A 16,443-nucleotide genomic window follows, 5' to 3' on the forward strand; every position below is an offset into this window, starting at 1 on the left:
TACCAGAAAATTTTACTAAATTTTTCAAGGATTAAGGGGAAGCACGTCATGAATGAAAAAAAAGAGAGAATCATAAAAACCAGCATTCATTTATTTGCGAAAAAAGGATTTGCAGCTACGACGATCCAGGAAATCGCCAGTGAATGCGGTATCTCGAAGGGCGCTTTTTATTTACACTTTAAATCGAAAGAAGCGCTGCTGTTATCTGCCTGTGAATATTACATCGGTATGTCTATGAAAAAAATGAAAAATATAGAAGAGGATCTCGCCGGAAAACCGCCTAAGGAAGTGCTAAAAAAACAAATTGGCGCTCAGTTTGAAGATTTTCGCGATCATAAAGATTTTATCGTTCTTTTGCTTAATGAAAATATCATTCCGGAGAATCAAGAAATCAAGCAATACTTTTACAACATAACCGCGGAAACGGATAAACTGTACCGGAACGCCTTGCTGACGTCTTATGGCGAAGGAATCGAGCGGTACGTAGCGGACCTCTCCATCATGGCAAGAGGTATTGTGCATTCCTATATGAATGTGATGGTATTTAACGGAGAGCTCAATATCGATGCAGAAGAAATCTCAGCCTTTATCATCGAGAGACTGGATGACCTCGTACAGGGACTGAGCCGTTCAGCCCTCAATCCAATTGTGCCAAAAGACATTTTCAGACCGATGCCGGCGGGGAAAGACCAGCTCCTTGAGGACATTCAGAAAGTGAAAGAAAACAGCACGCTTCCCGAGGATATCACTGTATCGCTGGAGGTCATCGAGGAAGAACTGTCTCAGGATAAACCGCGCAAGCCGATTATTAAAGGCATGCTGTCCAATTTAACCGGAACCACCGACAAAGAAATTGAAAAGCTTCGGACTCTGATCTCTGTTTTCATCTCGATTTGACCATAAAAAAAGCAGCCTCTGCGGGCTGCTTTTTTTATTAGCGTTTTTTAATTTCTTCAAGCAGGATTTTGTTAACCATCGGCGGGTTGGCTTGTCCTTTGGACGCTTTCATAATCTGTCCAACAAGGAATCCGATCGCACGGTCTTTCCCGTTTTTAAAGTCTTCGATTGATTGAGGATTGTTGTCAAGCGCCTCTGTGACAAGCTTCAGAAGCACGCCTTCGTCAGAAATCTGAACGAGGCCTTTCTCTTTCACAATCTTCTCAGCGTCGCCGCCTTTTTCAATCAATTCCTTAAACACTTTCTTCGCGATCTTAGAAGAAATGGTTCCTTTTTCAATCAATTTGATCATGCCGGCAAGGCCTTCAGGTGTCAGCGCAACGTCAGCAAGCTCTTTTTGCTCAGCATTCAGATAAGCTGACACTTCACCCATCAGCCAGTTGGACGCTTGTTTGGCTTCAGCGCCTTTTTGAACGGTTTCTTCGAAGAAATCAGCCATTTCTTTTGTCAGCGTCAGAACCATCGCGTCATATGCAGGCAATCCAAGCTCTTCGATATAACGCTTGCGGCGCTCATCTGGAAGCTCAGGAATACTTGCTTTTACGCGTTCCTTCCATTCGTCATCAATGTAGAGCTCGACAAGGTCTGGCTCTGGGAAGTAACGATAGTCGTCAGATCCCTCTTTGACACGCATGAGAATGGTTTTCTTCGTTGCTTCGTCGTAACGGCGTGTTTCCTGCTGGATGACGCCGCCGGAGAGAAGAACCTGCTCCTGGCGTTTTTCTTCGTGTTCAAGACCTTTTTGAACAAACGCAAAGGAGTTCAAGTTTTTCAATTCTGTTTTTGTGCCGAATTCCTCTTGGCCGATCGGACGAAGAGAGATATTGGCGTCACAGCGAAGTGAGCCTTCTTCCATTTTACAGTCAGAAACGCCAGTATATTGGATGATGGACTTCAGCTTTTCAAGATACGCGTACGCTTCTTCCGGCGTGCGGATATCCGGCTCTGATACGATCTCAACAAGCGGCGTTCCCTGGCGGTTGAAGTCAACAAGAGAATAGCCATCGCCTGTATGCGTCAGTTTTCCGGCATCTTCTTCAAGGTGAAGGCGTGTGATGCCGATGCGTTTTGTTTTTCCGCCGACTTCAATTTCGATCCAGCCGTTTTCGCCGATTGGCTTATCAAATTGAGAAATCTGATACGCTTTCGGGTTGTCCGGATAGAAATAGTTTTTGCGGTCAAACTTCGTATCCGTTGCGATCTCACAGTTGAGTGCCATAGCGGCTTTCATTGCGAATTCAACGGCTTCTTTGTTCAGAACAGGCAGGACGCCCGGGTATCCGAGGTCAATGACGCTTGTCTGCGTATTCGCCTCCGCGCCGAATGGCGTTGGAGAGCTTGAGAAAATTTTTGATTTTGTTTTTAACTCGACGTGGACTTCAAGTCCAATTACCGTTTCAAAGTTCAATTTTTTTCACCCCTTACAGTTCAGGTTTTGCTTTATGATGGTCTGTCGCTTGTTCAAAAGCATGAGCAACACGGTATACAGTGCTTTCATCAAAGTGTTTTCCGATGATTTGCAGGCCGAGCGGAAGTCCGTCTGCTAATCCGCATGGCACACTGATTCCCGGTACGCCGGCAAGGTTGACCGGAATCGTTAAGATATCGTTTGCGTACATTGTAAGCGGATCTTTCGTATTTTCACCGATTTTAAATGCTGGTGTCGGTGTCGTCGGTCCGACAATAACATCATATTTCTCAAATACGTCTTCGAAGTCTTTCTTAATCAAGGTACGCACTTTTTGCGCTTTTTTGTAGTACGCATCGTAGTAGCCTGAGCTTAAAGCGAACGTTCCGAGCATGATGCGGCGTTTGACTTCATTTCCGAAACCTTCAGCGCGCGTTTGCTTGTAAAGGTCGATCAGGTTGTCCGCGTTGTCTGTACGGTAGCCGTAGCGGATGCCGTCAAAGCGTGCAAGGTTGGCTGACGCTTCAGAAGATGACAGCAGGTAATATGTCGCAAGCGCGTATTTGCTGTGCGGAAGAGACACTTCTTCCCATGTAGCGCCGAGGCCTTCAAGAACTTTCAACGCGGCAAGTACAGATTCTCTCGCTTCTTTGCCGACACCTTCACCAAGGTATTCTTTCGGAACGGCGATTTTCAGTCCTTTGATATCGCCAGTTAATGAAGAAAGAAAATCAGGCACGTCCACATTTGCACTCGTGGAGTCCATTTTATCTACGCCGGAAATCGCTTGAAGCAAGAATGCGTTGTCCTCAACCGTACGAGTAATCGGCCCGATTTGGTCTAATGAAGACGCAAATGCGACGAGCCCGTAACGGGATACACGTCCGTATGTAGGCTTTAATCCGACTACGCCGCAGAAAGATGCAGGCTGACGGATGGAACCGCCTGTGTCAGATCCAAGAGAAAACGGAACTTCTCCCGCAGCAACCGCAGCCGCTGAACCGCCGCTTGAACCGCCGGGAACTGTATCTAAGTTCCAAGGGTTTTTCGTCAGCTTGTAAGCTGAGTTTTCGGTAGATGACCCCATGGCGAATTCGTCCATGTTCAATTTCCCAATTGTTACAGCTTCAGCGTCTTGAAGGCGCTGAACAACAGTAGCATCGTAGATCGGATCGAAGTTTTCGAGAATTTTGCTGGAGCATGTTGTGCGCAGCCCTTTTGTTACGATATTATCTTTTACGCCGATCGGCATACCAAAAAGAAGACCGTGCTCAGAACGGCCGTCAACCGCCTCATCAAGCTCCTTCGCGTACGCGCGCGCTCTTTCTTCATCTAATGCCAAAAAGGCTTGTACCTTATCATCAACCGCTTGGATGCGTTTATAAGATTCGTCAACCAGATCAGAAATCTTAATCTCTTTTTTATGTATGAGCTGTTTTAATTCTGTGATTTTATGATCAAATAATGACATTCTTGTGTCCCTCCTTTAGTCCAAAATTGATGGCACACGAATATAGCCGTCTTTATGGTCAGGCGCATTTTTCATAACGTCCTCAACCGGAAGACCTTTACCCGCTTCATCTTCTCTCATGACATTTTTCATTTTCAGCACGTGAGTTGTAGGCTCCACATTGTCTGTGTTGACCTCATTAAGCTCCTCGGCAAATGAAATGATGCTGTCAAGCTGTTCAGTGAACATTTTTGCTTCTTCTTCAGTAATCGCAAGTCTTGCAAGGTGCGCAACGTGCTTTACTTCTTCTATTGAAATTCGTGACATATGATCCACCTCCACATATTTCTCCGTTAAGTCATATAATACTGATCATATCAAAAACAAGCCCTCTAAAGCAACAAAACACCTTGGGACAGGCCTGTGTTTTCGAGACAATACCCTATATATTTTATACTAAAAAGAGGCAAAGGAGAAACGAAATACTTTTCTGAATATTTTTACTTTTATTATTTTTTGAAAACGCTTCATTCTTTATTCCCTTCTAGGTTTGCAATAGTATTTTCAGCTGGTGATCCAGGTTTCATCGCTTGAATGGCCGGGAATACTTTGTTAGGTTAAGTTAACAAGTGCACCTGCAAATGAATGACTTTAGGGTTTGCACTTGCGCCAGGCTGCTTAACTGGCACCATCAATTTGAGAGGTGATGCAACATTATTAGAAATGAAGAGAGGGTAAAATGTGAGTATTGAAATTATTATATCGTTAGGAATTTATTTTACTGCCATGCTGTTAATCGGCTGGTACTCGTTTAAGAAAACAACTGATATCAACGATTACATGCTTGGAGGAAGAGGTCTCGGACCGTTTGTCACAGCTTTGTCTGCCGGAGCGGCGGATATGAGCGGATGGATGCTGATGGGAATTCCAGGAGCAATGTTTGCGACAGGCTTGTCGACACTATGGCTTGCACTCGGTTTGACAATCGGCGCGTATTCGAACTATCTTCTTTTGGCTCCGCGTCTTAGAGCGTATACGGAAGCGGCGGATGACGCGATTACGATTCCCGATTTCTTTGATAAACGATTCCAGCATTCTTCGTCAGTGCTGAAAATTGTATCAGCTTTAATCATTATGATCTTTTTCACACTGTATACTTCTTCAGGTATGGTATCAGGCGGAAGATTATTTGAATCTGCTTTTGGAGCCGATTATACACTTGGACTCCTGCTGACTGCAGGCGTTGTCGTGTTATATACACTGTTTGGCGGTTTCCTTGCTGTCAGTCTGACTGACTTTGTACAGGGTGCGATCATGTTTGCAGCACTAGTGCTTGTGCCGATCGTTGCTTTTACCCAGCTGGGCGGCGTTTCTCCTGCTTTACATGAGATTACAGCTGTAGACCCAAAGCTATTGGATATTTTTAAAGGCGCGAGCGTCATTAGCATTATTTCTTATTTGGCCTGGGGCTTAGGCTACTATGGCCAGCCTCATATCATCGTCCGTTTTATGGCGATTAAGCATATCAAGGATTTAAAACCTGCGCGCAGAATCGGTATGAGCTGGATGATTATCTCCATTCTTGGTTCAACCATAACGGGTTTAGTCGGTGTGGCTTACGCACATAAATTCGGAGTTGCTGTAAGTGATCCTGAAACGATTTTCATTATTTTTTCTAAAATATTGTTCCATCCATTAATTACGGGATTTTTGCTGTCTGCTATTTTAGCAGCGATTATGAGTTCGATCTCTTCTCAGCTTCTGGTAACAGCGAGCGCAATGACAGAAGATTTATACCGGACATTTTTCAGACGTGAAGCATCAGATAAAGAATTGGTCATGACCGGCCGGCTGTCAGTATTGATTATCGCGGTCATTGCGATTCTCATGTCCTTGAATCCAAGCAGCACGATTCTTGATTTGGTTGGTTATGCGTGGGCCGGATTCGGTTCTGCTTTTGGGCCTGCCATTTTACTGAGCCTGTATTGGAAACGGATGACTGAATGGGGCGCCCTTTCAGCCATGGTTGTGGGAGCTGCGACAGTATTAATTTGGATTACAACTGGTTTAGCTGACTCTACAGGCATCTATGAAATGATTCCAGGATTTTTCCTGAGTATGATTGCGGGTATTATCGGAAGCTTGATCACAAAACGTCCTGCAAAAGCCTCTTACCGTTTATTCGGTGTCATGGAAAAGCTGTTAAAACGCAAAAAGTAAGCAATAAGCCATCAAGCACTGCTTGGTGGCTTTTGTGCTCTTGTTTTGCTATAAATACTGTGAGAAAATCATATTTATTTAAAAACACCTTAGAGAAGGGGGAAGTTGCTGTTGAGCTGGTATATTGATCCTGATATATTATTAAAACTGGGCATTGCCACTTTGATAGGCATGGTCATCGGGCTTGAGCGCGAATTAAAAAATAAGCCGCTCGGATTAAAAACCTGTATCGTTATCGCCGTCAGCTCATGCATGCTGACGATCGTCAGTATTAATGCGGCATATCATTTCCCTAAATACTACCGCATCATGATGGATCCGCTGCGTCTGCCGGCACAAATCATCTCCGGCGTCGGGTTTATCGGAGCTGGTGTCATCTTGCGGAAAAGCAACGATGTCATTTCCGGCCTGACGACATCAGCTATGATCTGGGGGGCAGCAGGGCTCGGGCTGGCAACGGGAGCCGGATTTTATAAAGAAGCGTTTGCCAGTCTTCTGTTCATCCTGATCAGCGTGGAATTTCTCCCATGGGTGGTCAGAAAAATCGGTCCAGACCGCCTTCAGGAAAAAGACATCCGTATCAGAATGTCGCTTTCTGATAAAGACAAAATGACAGAGATTTTAAAAGAAATGAAAAGAAGAGATATCAAAACACACTCCGTCCGGATCGACGATCTGGGCGAAAAGGAATTTCCGATTATGGAAGTGAAAGTCCGCGTCCATAAAAACAGGTACACGACCGATGTCTACTATGACATTAAAGACATTGAAGGCGTAGTCGGCGTAAAGTGTGATACATTATAAAAGCCAATGGGACAGAATCCCATTGGCTTTTTTCTATCTACATCAGTGCGGAAAAATCAAATGCTGTGATCGGTGTGCCATTCTCTATATCTCTTCTGAAGCCGGCGAGCATTTCTTTTTCCTCTTCTCCTATTGCGTTAAGGTCAAACATCTGATGTAGCAGTCCATAAATCAGCATATGGCGGAGGCGGAGGAAATCAGGTATCCTTTTAAGCCATGCAGGATCAAGTTCATTTTTCTCCCAGTACCCTTTCATGAAATGCGTCATAAATTCTTCTGTAAACGCAGCTTTATCTTCATATGGCACAACCGGGTACCACAGCACATTGTAGAGGAGAATGCTGATATCGTTAATGAACCAATTATAGCCGATATCATCAAAATCAAATGCTGTGATTTTGCCATGATCCCAATGAAAATTGCCATGATGCAGATCCGCGTGCACCAAACCGTAGCTGTCCCGGCTTTTCGGCAGCCGCAGCAGTTCATTCATCAGAGAATCGGCTTGCTGAAACACTTTTGTCTGTTCTCCAGGCACATACTTTCTCAGCTTTAATTGCTCCTCTTCATCCCATTCCTGCCTTTTAAAAGCGGAATTGCTCAGTTTATAGCTTTTTGTCAGGCTGTGCATCTCGCCTGTGTATCTGCCAAGCTCATAAAATAGCGTTTCATTCCAGTCCGATTCATCTACTTTTTGCCCCGGCGCTTTCTCATACACTCTTAGTAAAAATGAACCGCCGTTTCCGTCCGGCACTTCTTCAACGTCTTTTCCGCCCAGCGACGGCAGCGGTTTGGCAACTGATAGCCCGCCTTCCGCAAGGTGACGAAGCCATTCCATTTCTCCCATAATATAATCAGAAGATCTCCGAATCGTATGGGTGATCTTTAAAATATAAGATTGATTGTCTTTCATAAATTCATATACATAGTTTTCCGCATCAGCCAGAAAACGTACCTGACTGTTTGAGAAACCGTATTTCATCGCAGCCTCTGCCAAAACCTGATCTTCATGAAATATGTTTTTGATTTCTTTATGCACGTCTAACTCCCTTTCTTTGCTATTGATTTGATATTGATTGTTTTCACACGAGTTCCAGCATCAACATACCTCCCCCTAATTTGTGTTTCGGCAGTAGCGAAAATGCATCTTTTTTCCTTTTCCTGCTAATTGTAACATAAAAAAACCCTTGCGCCATATTGGCACAAGGGTTCTGCTTTGTTTATCAGTCATAAATGTGAACAGTCGGCTCTTTATCTCCGGCATTGCGGATAATGACCGCTTCCTGTCCGTCTGAGGATGTGATATTGACTTCGACATCAACTGAGCTCTTGGAGTAGTAATCCATCACTTCACCCGTTAAAAACTGGGTAAACGCGACAACTTCACTTTTTCCGTAGAATTGCATTGGAATGTCAATCTTCATTTTCGACATTTCATCATTTTCATATAACGCTGTACCTACAACGCCTGTGTAGTTCGGGAAATATTCTTCAATTGCGTTTTTGAACCGCTTAAAGACCTCGGTGTCATCCGGGTATTTTTCTGCTGTCGTTGTATCCGCCGGATAAAATACATATTTTTCGTTTATGTCATCCCAGTTTGAGATATCCGTGGAGCCAGCTTTGACTTCTGTTTTGGCGATGAAGTTCCCCGGCACAATCGATGTTTTTGAAGCCTGCTTATAGAGCGCGACTGTGATCGGCACATTCTTCAGGTTATCTTTTTTACGGAGGCGGTTAATGACCTCTTGTGCGATTTTTTCTCCCTGCTCGCGAAGCGTGCTGTCCTTAATCTCCACTTCTTTTTGAGGGTCGCCTGTTTTTTCACGATAGTAATACACGGAGTTTAATGCCAGCCCGATCATCACGCCGCCAAGCTGGATGGAATTCTTGTCTTTTCTGACTAAATAATCGTGCTCCAGCATGGACGCTAAATAAACCGGGCTGTTTTCGTTCTTTTCTTCTGTTGAACCGGAGTTCGGAAGCGCTGGGTTCAAGCCTTCATTTTTGAAGTTTTTATCTTCTTTTTGGGCTTTTTTCAGATCAGAGCCTGTTTTTTTCCGTGCCAGCCAGCTTAATACTGTATCTTCATCTAAATATTGTCCTTCTTGGAACAGATAATCGTCAGTCGAGAAAGAATCTTGGGCAAGACGCATCAGCCCTGTTTCAAACTCATCAATGTCCAGTCTTGTATTCAGCTGTTCCGTAGTTAAGCCGCGCGCTTTTCCTGCCTTAAACGGCAGCACCATTTTGTAATAGGAGTCAGAGATGTTATATTTCGGGACAATCGCTTTTTCTGACGATTTCGCCGTCTTTTGCGTGATCTCTTCCTCCTTATCCCCCCCAAAACCTGACGAACAGGCAGACAGCATTAACACTGCCGCCGTTGCCGCCATTGCCAACGTCTTTTTCAATAGAAAACACTCCTCTTATTTCTTTAGCTCTCCCATTAACTGTTCTTCATTCCACACTTCAATGTTCAGCTCTTGTGCTTTTGTCAGCTTGCTTCCCGCCGCTTCTCCGGCGATGACCAAGTCTGTGTTTTTGCTGACGCTTCCAGTCAGCTTGCCGCCTAGCGCTTCGATTTGCGCTTTGGCATCGTTTCTTGACAGTTCTTCCAGCTTTCCTGTCAGAACAATTGTTTTACCGGCAAAGTAAGAATCGCTGTCCTCTGCTTTTACTTTTTTCGGGCCTTTGTAAAGTGTGTTTACGCCCAGCTCCTGAAGTTCATTCAAGAGATCAAGCATTTCTTCTTTATGAAAATAAGTGATGACCGCATCAGCCATTTTTTCACCGATTTCATCGATTGCGAGAAGCTCCTCTTTTGAAGCTTTTTTCAGGTTCTCCAAGCTTTCAAAATGCATGGCAAGCGTCTTTGCGGCCTTTGAACCGATAAAGCGGATGCCGAGTCCGAATAGCAAGCGCTCTAACGAGTTCTCTTTTGATTTTTGGATGGAGCTAATCAGGTTTTCAGTGGATTTTTCGCCCATGCGTTCGAGCTGGATGACCTGTTCCTTCGTCAGCTTATACAAATCCGCCACATTATGGACAAGGTTCTCATCAAACAGCTGTGTGATAACTCGTTCGCCAAGCCCGTCAATGTTCATGGCATTGCGGGAAACGAAATGGATCAGCCCTTCCCGGATTTGTGCCGGACATTCAGGATTAATGCAGCGAAGCGCCACTTCTCCTTCGATGCGGACGAGTTCGCTCCCGCATTCAGGACATTCCGTCGGCATGCTGAATTCCTTTTCTTCTCCTGTGCGCTGTTCAACAAGGACGTTCACGACTTCCGGAATGATATCGCCCGCTTTTTTAATGACGACCTTATCTAATATCCGAATATCCTTCTCTTTAATTAAATCTTCGTTATGAAGGGATGCTCTTGAGACCGTTGTGCCGGCAACTTTTACCGGCTCAAGAATGGCGGTCGGCGTAATTACACCCGTTCTGCCGACATTTAATTCGATGTCGAGAAGCTTTGTCACGACCTCTTCAGCAGGAAATTTATAGGCGATGGCCCAGCGCGGGCTTTTCGCCGTAAAACCGAGCTCCTCCTGCTGATCAAGAGAATCAACTTTAATCACGATGCCGTCAATTTCATACGGGAGGTCAGCGCGCTTAGCCTGAAACTCATCGATCAGTGCAATAACTTCTTCTATGCTGTCGCATTTTTTTCGTTCCTGGTTTGTTTTAAATCCGATTTCGTCGAGAAAATCAAGCCCCTGGCTTTGCGTCTCCACACCCATCTCGTCAAGCTCCGCTATACTGTAGACGAAGATATCGAGGTTTCGTTTCGCTGCAATTTTCGGATCGAGCTGTCTGAGTGATCCCGCGGCGGCATTTCGCGGATTGGCGAACGGTTCTTCTTCGTTTTTGATCCGTTCCTCATTGAGCGCTTCAAACGAACGCTTCGGCATATACGCCTCGCCGCGCACTTCGATCGACAGATCACGTTTCATTTTGAGCGGAATATTGCGGATCGTCTTCAGATTCTCCGTAATATCCTCTCCCGTCGTTCCGTCACCTCTTGTGGCTCCTCTGACAAAATAGCCGTCTTCATAACGGAGAGAAACAGCAAGACCGTCTATTTTCAGCTCCACATTATACGCCACATCGTCGCCGACGGCCTGGCGCACCCGGCGGTCGAAATCACGAAGATCATCGGCATTAAAGGCGTTGCCCAGACTGAGCATCGGCGTGCCGTGGGTGACTTTCTGAAACGCTTCAAGCACGGCTCCGCCGACACGCTGCGTAGGAGAGTCAGGTGTTCTGAGGTCTGGATGCTCCTCCTCGATCGCAATCAGCTCCTGCATCAATCTGTCGTATTCAGCATCAGGGACGCTCGGTTCATCTAAGGTGTAATATTCATAGCTATACTTGTTGATGGTGCGGCGCAGTTCGTCTGCCCGCTGCTTCGCTGTTTCTTTGTCCATCTGCTTCTTCCTTTCCTCTTCAATTACTGCTTTTCAATAGGAGCAAATGCTGCTAACAGGCGTTTCACGCCGACTGGGCTTGGGAAGGCAATATCGAGCTCCGTCCCTTCTCCTTCGCCTTTCACGCTGACGACAGTTCCTGTTCCCCATTTTTTATGGCCGGCCTTATCTCCCACTGCCCAGTTTAAGGTGTCGCCGCCTGTTTTGCTGGCGTAGGATACCGGACGTGAAACAGGGCCGCGTCTCGGCTGCATTTTTCTCGCAGACAGCGCTCTCGTTTCTTTTTTCTCATTTAGGTTTTCCAATAAATCATCCGGTATTTCAGCAATAAAGCGAGATTCCGGGTTCATATTTGTTCGGCCAAACAAGGTGCGCATTTTGGCATTGGTCAGATAAAGCTCCTGCTCCGCCCTTGTAATCCCAACGTAAGCAAGGCGGCGTTCTTCTTCCATTTCCGCTTCCTCCATTAATGAACGGCTATGCGGGAAGACGCCTTCTTCAAGCCCCATCAAGAAAACAACCGGAAACTCCAATCCTTTTGCGGCGTGCAGTGTCATCAGGGTGATTGCATCCTTGCCGCCTGACTCTTCCTCTTTCTGGTCGAGCTGATCAATATCTGCAATCAGCGCCAAGTCTGTCAGAAACGCAACAAGTGTCTTATCTTCACTTTTCTGTTCAAAGTTTTTCGTAACAGACAGGAACTCGTCGATGTTTTCTAAACGGCTTTGGGCTTCGATTGATTTCTCAGCCTTCAGCATTTCTCTGTATTCCGTCTTATCAAGAATTTCTTCTGTCAGCTCTGTAATGGATAAGTAATCCTGCATATTGGTCAGGTTTTCAATCATCTGCCTGAAGCTGTCAAGCGCGTTGGCTGCCTTGGCGCTGACGCCGATAAAATCAACCTGCTGAATGGCTTGGAAGAATGATAAGCCGTTCATCGCCGCATACGAAGCGATTTTTTCAAGTGATGTCGCACCGACTCCGCGTTTCGGCACATTGACAATGCGCGTGAAACTGATATCGTCATCTGGATTGGATACGAGGCGCAGGTACGCGAGAATGTCTTTAATTTCTTTTCTGTCATAGAACTTTGTGCCGCCGACAATGTTATAGTTCAAGCCTGCTTTGAGAAGCGTTTCCTCAATCACACGGGACTGCGCGTTTGTCCGGTACAAAATGGCGATATCCGACAGCTTCCGCTTGCCTGAGCTGTGAAGCTGATGAATCTTACCGGCCACAAACTGTCCTTCGCCGAACTCATTATCTCCGCGGTAATAAGAAATTTTGATGCCTTCATCGTTTTCCGTCCACAAATTTTTCGGTTTGCGGTTTGAGTTGTTTTTGATGACCTCGTTAGCCGCACGCAAGATCCGTTTCGTTGAACGGTAATTTTGTTCAAGCAAAATCACGCTGGCGTTCGGGTAATCCTTTTCAAAAGAAAGGATGTTGGCGATATCCGCGCCGCGCCATCTGTAGATCGACTGATCAGAGTCCCCGACAACGCAAAGGTTCTGGAAACGCTCTGCAAGCTGCTTAACAAGCATGTATTGGGCTCTGTTCGTATCTTGATACTCATCGACGTGGATGTACTGGAATTTGCGCTGATAAAATTCAAGCACTTCCGGTACACGGTCAAACAATTTAATGGTCGTCATAATCAAGTCGTCGAAATCAAGCGATTGATTTTTCAGCAGTTTCTTCTGATAATCAGTGTATACATCGCTGACAACCTGATCATAGTAGCCGCCTGCAACTTTAGAGAATTCTTCCGGTTCGGTCAATTCGTTTTTCGCACTGCTGATTGTGCCGAGAATGCTTCTTGGGTCAAACTTCTTCGGATCAAGATTGCGCTCCTTCAAAATCCCCTTGATGACTGAAAGCTGGTCTGCCGTATCGAGGATGGAGAAATTGCGGTTGATCCCGATCCGGTCGATATCTCTGCGCAAGATCCGCACGCACATGCTGTGGAATGTGGAAATCCAGATATCGTCCGCGCCCGGTCCGAGTATGCTTTCCACACGTTCTTTCATTTCGCGTGCTGCTTTATTTGTAAATGTGATCGCCAGAATGTTCCACGGCGCCACATGCTTTTCCGCCATTAAATAAGCGATTCTGTGTGTCAGGACACGCGTCTTTCCGCTTCCCGCTCCCGCCATCAGCAAGAGAGGCCCGTCCGTTGTTTTGACAGCTTCCTGCTGAACGGGGTTTAATCCGCTTAATAATTGATTGCTAATATAATTCAAAATTTGTTCACCCGCCTATACAAAACATATGTTCTATCATAAACCAAATCCGTACAATTTACTACTCGCCTTTCACAGCAGCTACTGTTTTCAAAGCACGGTCAAAATCTTCATACACCGCATTGCCCACTACAATCACGTCAGCATGCTCAGCATACTGCTTTGCCGTTTCCGCATCCTTGATGCCGCCGCCGTAAAACAAGGTGGACGTTTCCAATACAGCCTTCGTTTTCTTCACGGCTTCTATGTCTCCAAGCACGCCGCTGTATTCCAAATAAAAAATTGGAAGATGCAGCAGTTCAGACACACGCGCATAGGCGACAATATCGTCAATACTGAGATCAGCATCCGCTTCAGTCAGTGCCGCCGCTTTGCAATCAGGATTAGCGATGCAGTAGCCTTCCGCCACGATTTCTTCCATAGACATCAGTTCTCCGTATTCCTTCATGGCTTTCTGGTGCATTCCGACAATCCAGTCTGTGTTTTTGCTGTTTAATACGCTCGGAATAAAATATAAGTCAAAGCCGGGAACGATTGCTTCTATCGCTGACACCTCAAGGACACACGGCACCAAAAACCGTCTCACCTTAGACATCATCCGCAGGACATTGTCCTCTGTCACACCATCGCTTCCTCCGATAATGACCGCATCCGTTCCTGATTCACAAAGAATCTCCAGCTGTTCATCAGGCAAATCTTTATTTGGATCGAGTTTAAAGACATGCTTCCACTCCGTTACATCGTACACGTCATACGTTCCTCCATTCGTTTGTTACCATTTAAACATTATAACAAATTCACCTAGCGCGGAAAAACGGAAAAAGCCGTTAATCTCGTTATTCACTGAAAAAGGTATTTTGATTCTTTTTCCATAAAAAAGAGAGCTCCAGAAAGCCTTCAATAGCTTCAAGGTCTGGGCAAAAGATTCCCTTTTGTTATTGTTTGGAAAGTGTTCAACTGTGGAAATGGATACATAAAAAGGGAGGCTGACAGATGGAATCCATCATTATTGCACTCATCGCATTTATTATCGGGATTATTGCCATCCCCATCGTTTTGTTTGTATGGATCTACATAAAGGATGAAAAACAGGAGGAGCATTCGATTCTCCGCAACTATCCCGTCATCGGAAGGTTTCGATATATCTTTGAAAAAATCGGGCCGGAGCTCAGGCAGTATTTATACAGCAATGACAATGAGGAGCAGCCCTTTTCCCGAAAGGAATATGAACAAACCGTCATCTCGGGCAAATACAAAAGCAGAATGATGGGCTTTGGATCTGTAAGAGATTTTGATAAACCGGGTTTTTATATCCGTAACGCTCTTTTTCCGAAACAAAAAGAAGAAATGCATGTAAACCAAACGCCTAAAATCGAAACCCAAATCTATAAAATCGATGCTGACAATCTATTCAAACGCAAGGAACACCCCGAACATATTAAGGCTGATCCGTATTTTCTCCACCCTGATGATGTGCAGGTGATCGGTGAGCATACATGCGAGAAGCCTTTTTATATGAAGGGATTAGTCGGCCAGTCTGCCATGAGCTACGGTTCCCTTGGAGAACGGGCGATTACGGCGCTCTCGAAAGGGCTTCATCAGGCAGGCGGCACATGGATGAATACCGGTGAAGGAGGATTATCTGAGTATCACTTAAAGGGCAATGCCGATATCATTTGCCAAATCGGGCCGGGGCTTTTTGGCGTGCGCAAAAGAAACGGAGAATTTTCATGGGAGGAGTTTAAAAGAAAAAGCAGGCTTGACCAAATTAAAGCCTTTGAACTGAAGCTGGCGCAAGGAGCGAAAACCCGCGGCGGCCATGTGGATGGCGCCAAGGTATCAGAAGAAGTGGCAGACATTCGGAATGTCGAACCGGGGAAATCGATTGACAGCCCGAACCGCTTTTATGAATTTTCAAGCGCTCCCGAAATGCTCGACTTTATTGAGAAACTTAGAGATGTCGGGCAAAAGCCAGTCGGAATCAAAATTGTTGCAGGCCATCCTGACGAATTGCACGAGCTTTTCTCCCATATGCAGAAAAGCGGACAGCATCCAGACTTTATCACGATCGACGGGAGCGAAGGCGGTACCGGCGCTTCCTTTTATGAGCTCGCTGACACAGTCGGCCTACCGATTATGACAGCGCTGCCTATTGTTGATACGCTCCTTAGACAATATGGCTTGCGCGGCCAGCTGAAAATCTTTGCTTCCGGGAAACTCCTGACTCCTGACAAAATCGCGGTCGCTTTAGCCCTCGGCGCTGACTTTGTCAACATTGCACGGGGCATGATGTTTTCAGTCGGCTGCATCCGCGCTCTCGTCTGCCACACCAACACTTGTCCGGCAGGTGTGGCGACAACAGATCCAAAACTGCAAAAAGCACTGAGCGTTGAGGAAAAACAGCATCGTGTCTGCAATTACGTCATTTCGCTGCGCGAGGGGCTGTTTAACCTTGCAGCCGCAGCGGGCATCAATTCGCCGGTCCGCTTCTCCAAGGAGCATGTTGTCTATCGAAAAGAGGATGGCAGCATCGTCGACATCGACAAACTGATCCACCAATTTGTTTCATAAAGAAACCGCCCATGCCGAACGGCAGGGCGGTTCTCTGTCATTTAGAAGAAGACTCAGTTTCAGTTTCCTTCACACGGTCAAGCGCCATTTCATAAGCGTCATTTCCGTAATTTAAGCAGCGTTTCACACGGGAAATCGTAGCCGTGGAAGCACCTGTTTCTGTTTCAATCTTATGATACGTGTTTCCTTCGCGAAGCATGCGCGCCACTTCAAGACGCTGAGCCAGCGATTGAATTTCGTTAATTGTGCAAAGATCATCGAAGAACCGGTAACATTCCTCCAGGTCTTTCAGCGATAAGATCGAGTTGAATAACTGGTCCAGCTCTTTGCCGCGTAATTTATCGATTTGCATCG

The 16,443-nt window shown here is 45.8% G+C and carries 12 protein-coding genes and 1 pseudogene; 4 read left to right on the forward strand and 9 right to left on the reverse strand.

Annotated features, from left to right (window positions below; translation table 11 throughout):
- Window positions 1–48 precede the first annotated feature (48 nt).
- Window positions 49–916 (forward strand): annotated as a pseudogene (locus tag AC0DBE_RS14775) (TetR/AcrR family transcriptional regulator); the annotation flags it as partial.
- Window positions 917–934: 18 nt separating this feature from the next.
- On the opposite strand, the gene gatB reads toward AC0DBE_RS14775, so the two are convergent.
- The 3 genes from gatB to gatC are packed head-to-tail and all read right to left on the reverse strand — an operon-like array spanning window position 935 to window position 4,142.
- Window positions 935–2,365 (reverse strand): Asp-tRNA(Asn)/Glu-tRNA(Gln) amidotransferase subunit GatB, encoded by a 1,431-nt coding sequence (gene gatB / locus AC0DBE_RS14780; protein ID WP_003219444.1) that lies wholly within the window; start codon window positions 2,363–2,365, stop codon window positions 935–937.
- Between the two features lie 13 nt (window positions 2,366–2,378).
- Window positions 2,379–3,836, reverse strand: a complete 1,458-nt coding sequence (gene gatA, locus AC0DBE_RS14785) for an Asp-tRNA(Asn)/Glu-tRNA(Gln) amidotransferase subunit GatA (RefSeq protein WP_003242878.1) — start codon at window positions 3,834–3,836, stop codon at window positions 2,379–2,381.
- Between the two features lie 15 nt (window positions 3,837–3,851).
- Window positions 3,852–4,142, reverse strand: coding sequence for an Asp-tRNA(Asn)/Glu-tRNA(Gln) amidotransferase subunit GatC (gatC, locus tag AC0DBE_RS14790; RefSeq protein ID WP_003219442.1), 291 nt, complete (start codon window positions 4,140–4,142; stop codon window positions 3,852–3,854).
- 414 nt (window positions 4,143–4,556) lie between these two features.
- Between gatC and putP the strand changes: the two genes are divergently transcribed.
- Both putP and AC0DBE_RS14800 read left to right on the forward strand, forming a co-directional pair.
- The gene (putP, locus tag AC0DBE_RS14795) at window positions 4,557–6,035 is read left to right on the forward strand and encodes a sodium/proline symporter PutP (protein WP_472962686.1); all 1,479 of its coding nucleotides are present in this window, start codon (window positions 4,557–4,559) and stop codon (window positions 6,033–6,035) included.
- 105 nt (window positions 6,036–6,140) lie between these two features.
- Window positions 6,141–6,839 carry an MgtC/SapB family protein gene (locus AC0DBE_RS14800; protein WP_072181537.1) on the forward strand — a complete coding sequence of 233 codons (699 nt, stop codon included), beginning with the start codon at window positions 6,141–6,143 and terminating at the stop codon, window positions 6,837–6,839.
- A gap of 37 nt (window positions 6,840–6,876) precedes the next feature.
- Here AC0DBE_RS14800 and AC0DBE_RS14805 read toward each other — a convergent pair whose 3' ends face one another.
- The 5 genes from AC0DBE_RS14805 to pcrB all read right to left on the reverse strand — a co-directional run bounded on the left by AC0DBE_RS14805 (window position 6,877) and on the right by pcrB (window position 14,266).
- Window positions 6,877–7,878: a phosphotransferase enzyme family protein gene (locus AC0DBE_RS14805; RefSeq protein ID WP_472962688.1), complete on the reverse strand. Its 1,002-nt coding sequence runs from the start codon at window positions 7,876–7,878 to the stop codon at window positions 6,877–6,879.
- A 184-nt stretch (window positions 7,879–8,062) separates the two neighbouring features.
- The gene (locus AC0DBE_RS14810; protein ID WP_014112934.1) at window positions 8,063–9,253 is read right to left on the reverse strand and encodes a CamS family sex pheromone protein; all 1,191 of its coding nucleotides are present in this window, start codon (window positions 9,251–9,253) and stop codon (window positions 8,063–8,065) included.
- A 15-nt stretch (window positions 9,254–9,268) separates the two neighbouring features.
- A complete protein-coding gene (gene ligA, locus AC0DBE_RS14815; protein ID WP_461719730.1) occupies window positions 9,269–11,275 on the reverse strand; it encodes an NAD-dependent DNA ligase LigA in 2,007 nt (668 codons plus the stop codon).
- A gap of 23 nt (window positions 11,276–11,298) precedes the next feature.
- Window positions 11,299–13,518 carry a DNA helicase PcrA gene (pcrA, locus tag AC0DBE_RS14820; protein ID WP_472962691.1) on the reverse strand — a complete coding sequence of 740 codons (2,220 nt, stop codon included), beginning with the start codon at window positions 13,516–13,518 and terminating at the stop codon, window positions 11,299–11,301.
- Between the two features lie 61 nt (window positions 13,519–13,579).
- Window positions 13,580–14,266 carry a heptaprenylglyceryl phosphate synthase gene (gene pcrB, locus AC0DBE_RS14825; protein WP_072565878.1) on the reverse strand — a complete coding sequence of 229 codons (687 nt, stop codon included), beginning with the start codon at window positions 14,264–14,266 and terminating at the stop codon, window positions 13,580–13,582.
- A 245-nt stretch (window positions 14,267–14,511) separates the two neighbouring features.
- Here pcrB and AC0DBE_RS14830 point away from each other — a divergent pair, with 245 nt between their 5' ends.
- Window positions 14,512–16,089 carry an FMN-binding glutamate synthase family protein gene (locus AC0DBE_RS14830; protein ID WP_461845904.1) on the forward strand — a complete coding sequence of 526 codons (1,578 nt, stop codon included), beginning with the start codon at window positions 14,512–14,514 and terminating at the stop codon, window positions 16,087–16,089.
- A 37-nt stretch (window positions 16,090–16,126) separates the two neighbouring features.
- On the opposite strand, the gene AC0DBE_RS14835 is transcribed toward AC0DBE_RS14830, so the two are convergent.
- Window positions 16,127–16,441, reverse strand: a complete 315-nt coding sequence (locus AC0DBE_RS14835; RefSeq protein WP_003219429.1) for a YerC/YecD family TrpR-related protein — start codon at window positions 16,439–16,441, stop codon at window positions 16,127–16,129.
- Between the last annotated feature and the right edge of the window lie 2 nt (window positions 16,442–16,443).

This window comes from Bacillus sp. VA15 (assembly GCF_055721145.1).

Excerpts from the sequence above, each read along its gene's own strand:
- gatA (WP_003242878.1), bottom strand. The coding sequence starts at position 3,836 with ATGTCATTATTTGATCATAAAATCACAGAATTAAAACAGCTCATACAT.
- gatC (WP_003219442.1), bottom strand. The coding sequence starts at position 4,142 with ATGTCACGAATTTCAATAGAAGAAGTAAAGCACGTTGCGCACCTTGCA.
- ligA (WP_461719730.1), bottom strand. The coding sequence starts at position 11,275 with ATGGACAAAGAAACAGCGAAGCAGCGGGCAGACGAACTGCGCCGCACC.
- AC0DBE_RS14830 (WP_461845904.1), top strand. The coding sequence starts at position 14,512 with ATGGAATCCATCATTATTGCACTCATCGCATTTATTATCGGGATTATT.
- AC0DBE_RS14835 (WP_003219429.1), bottom strand. The coding sequence starts at position 16,441 with ATGCAAATCGATAAATTACGCGGCAAAGAGCTGGACCAGTTATTCAAC.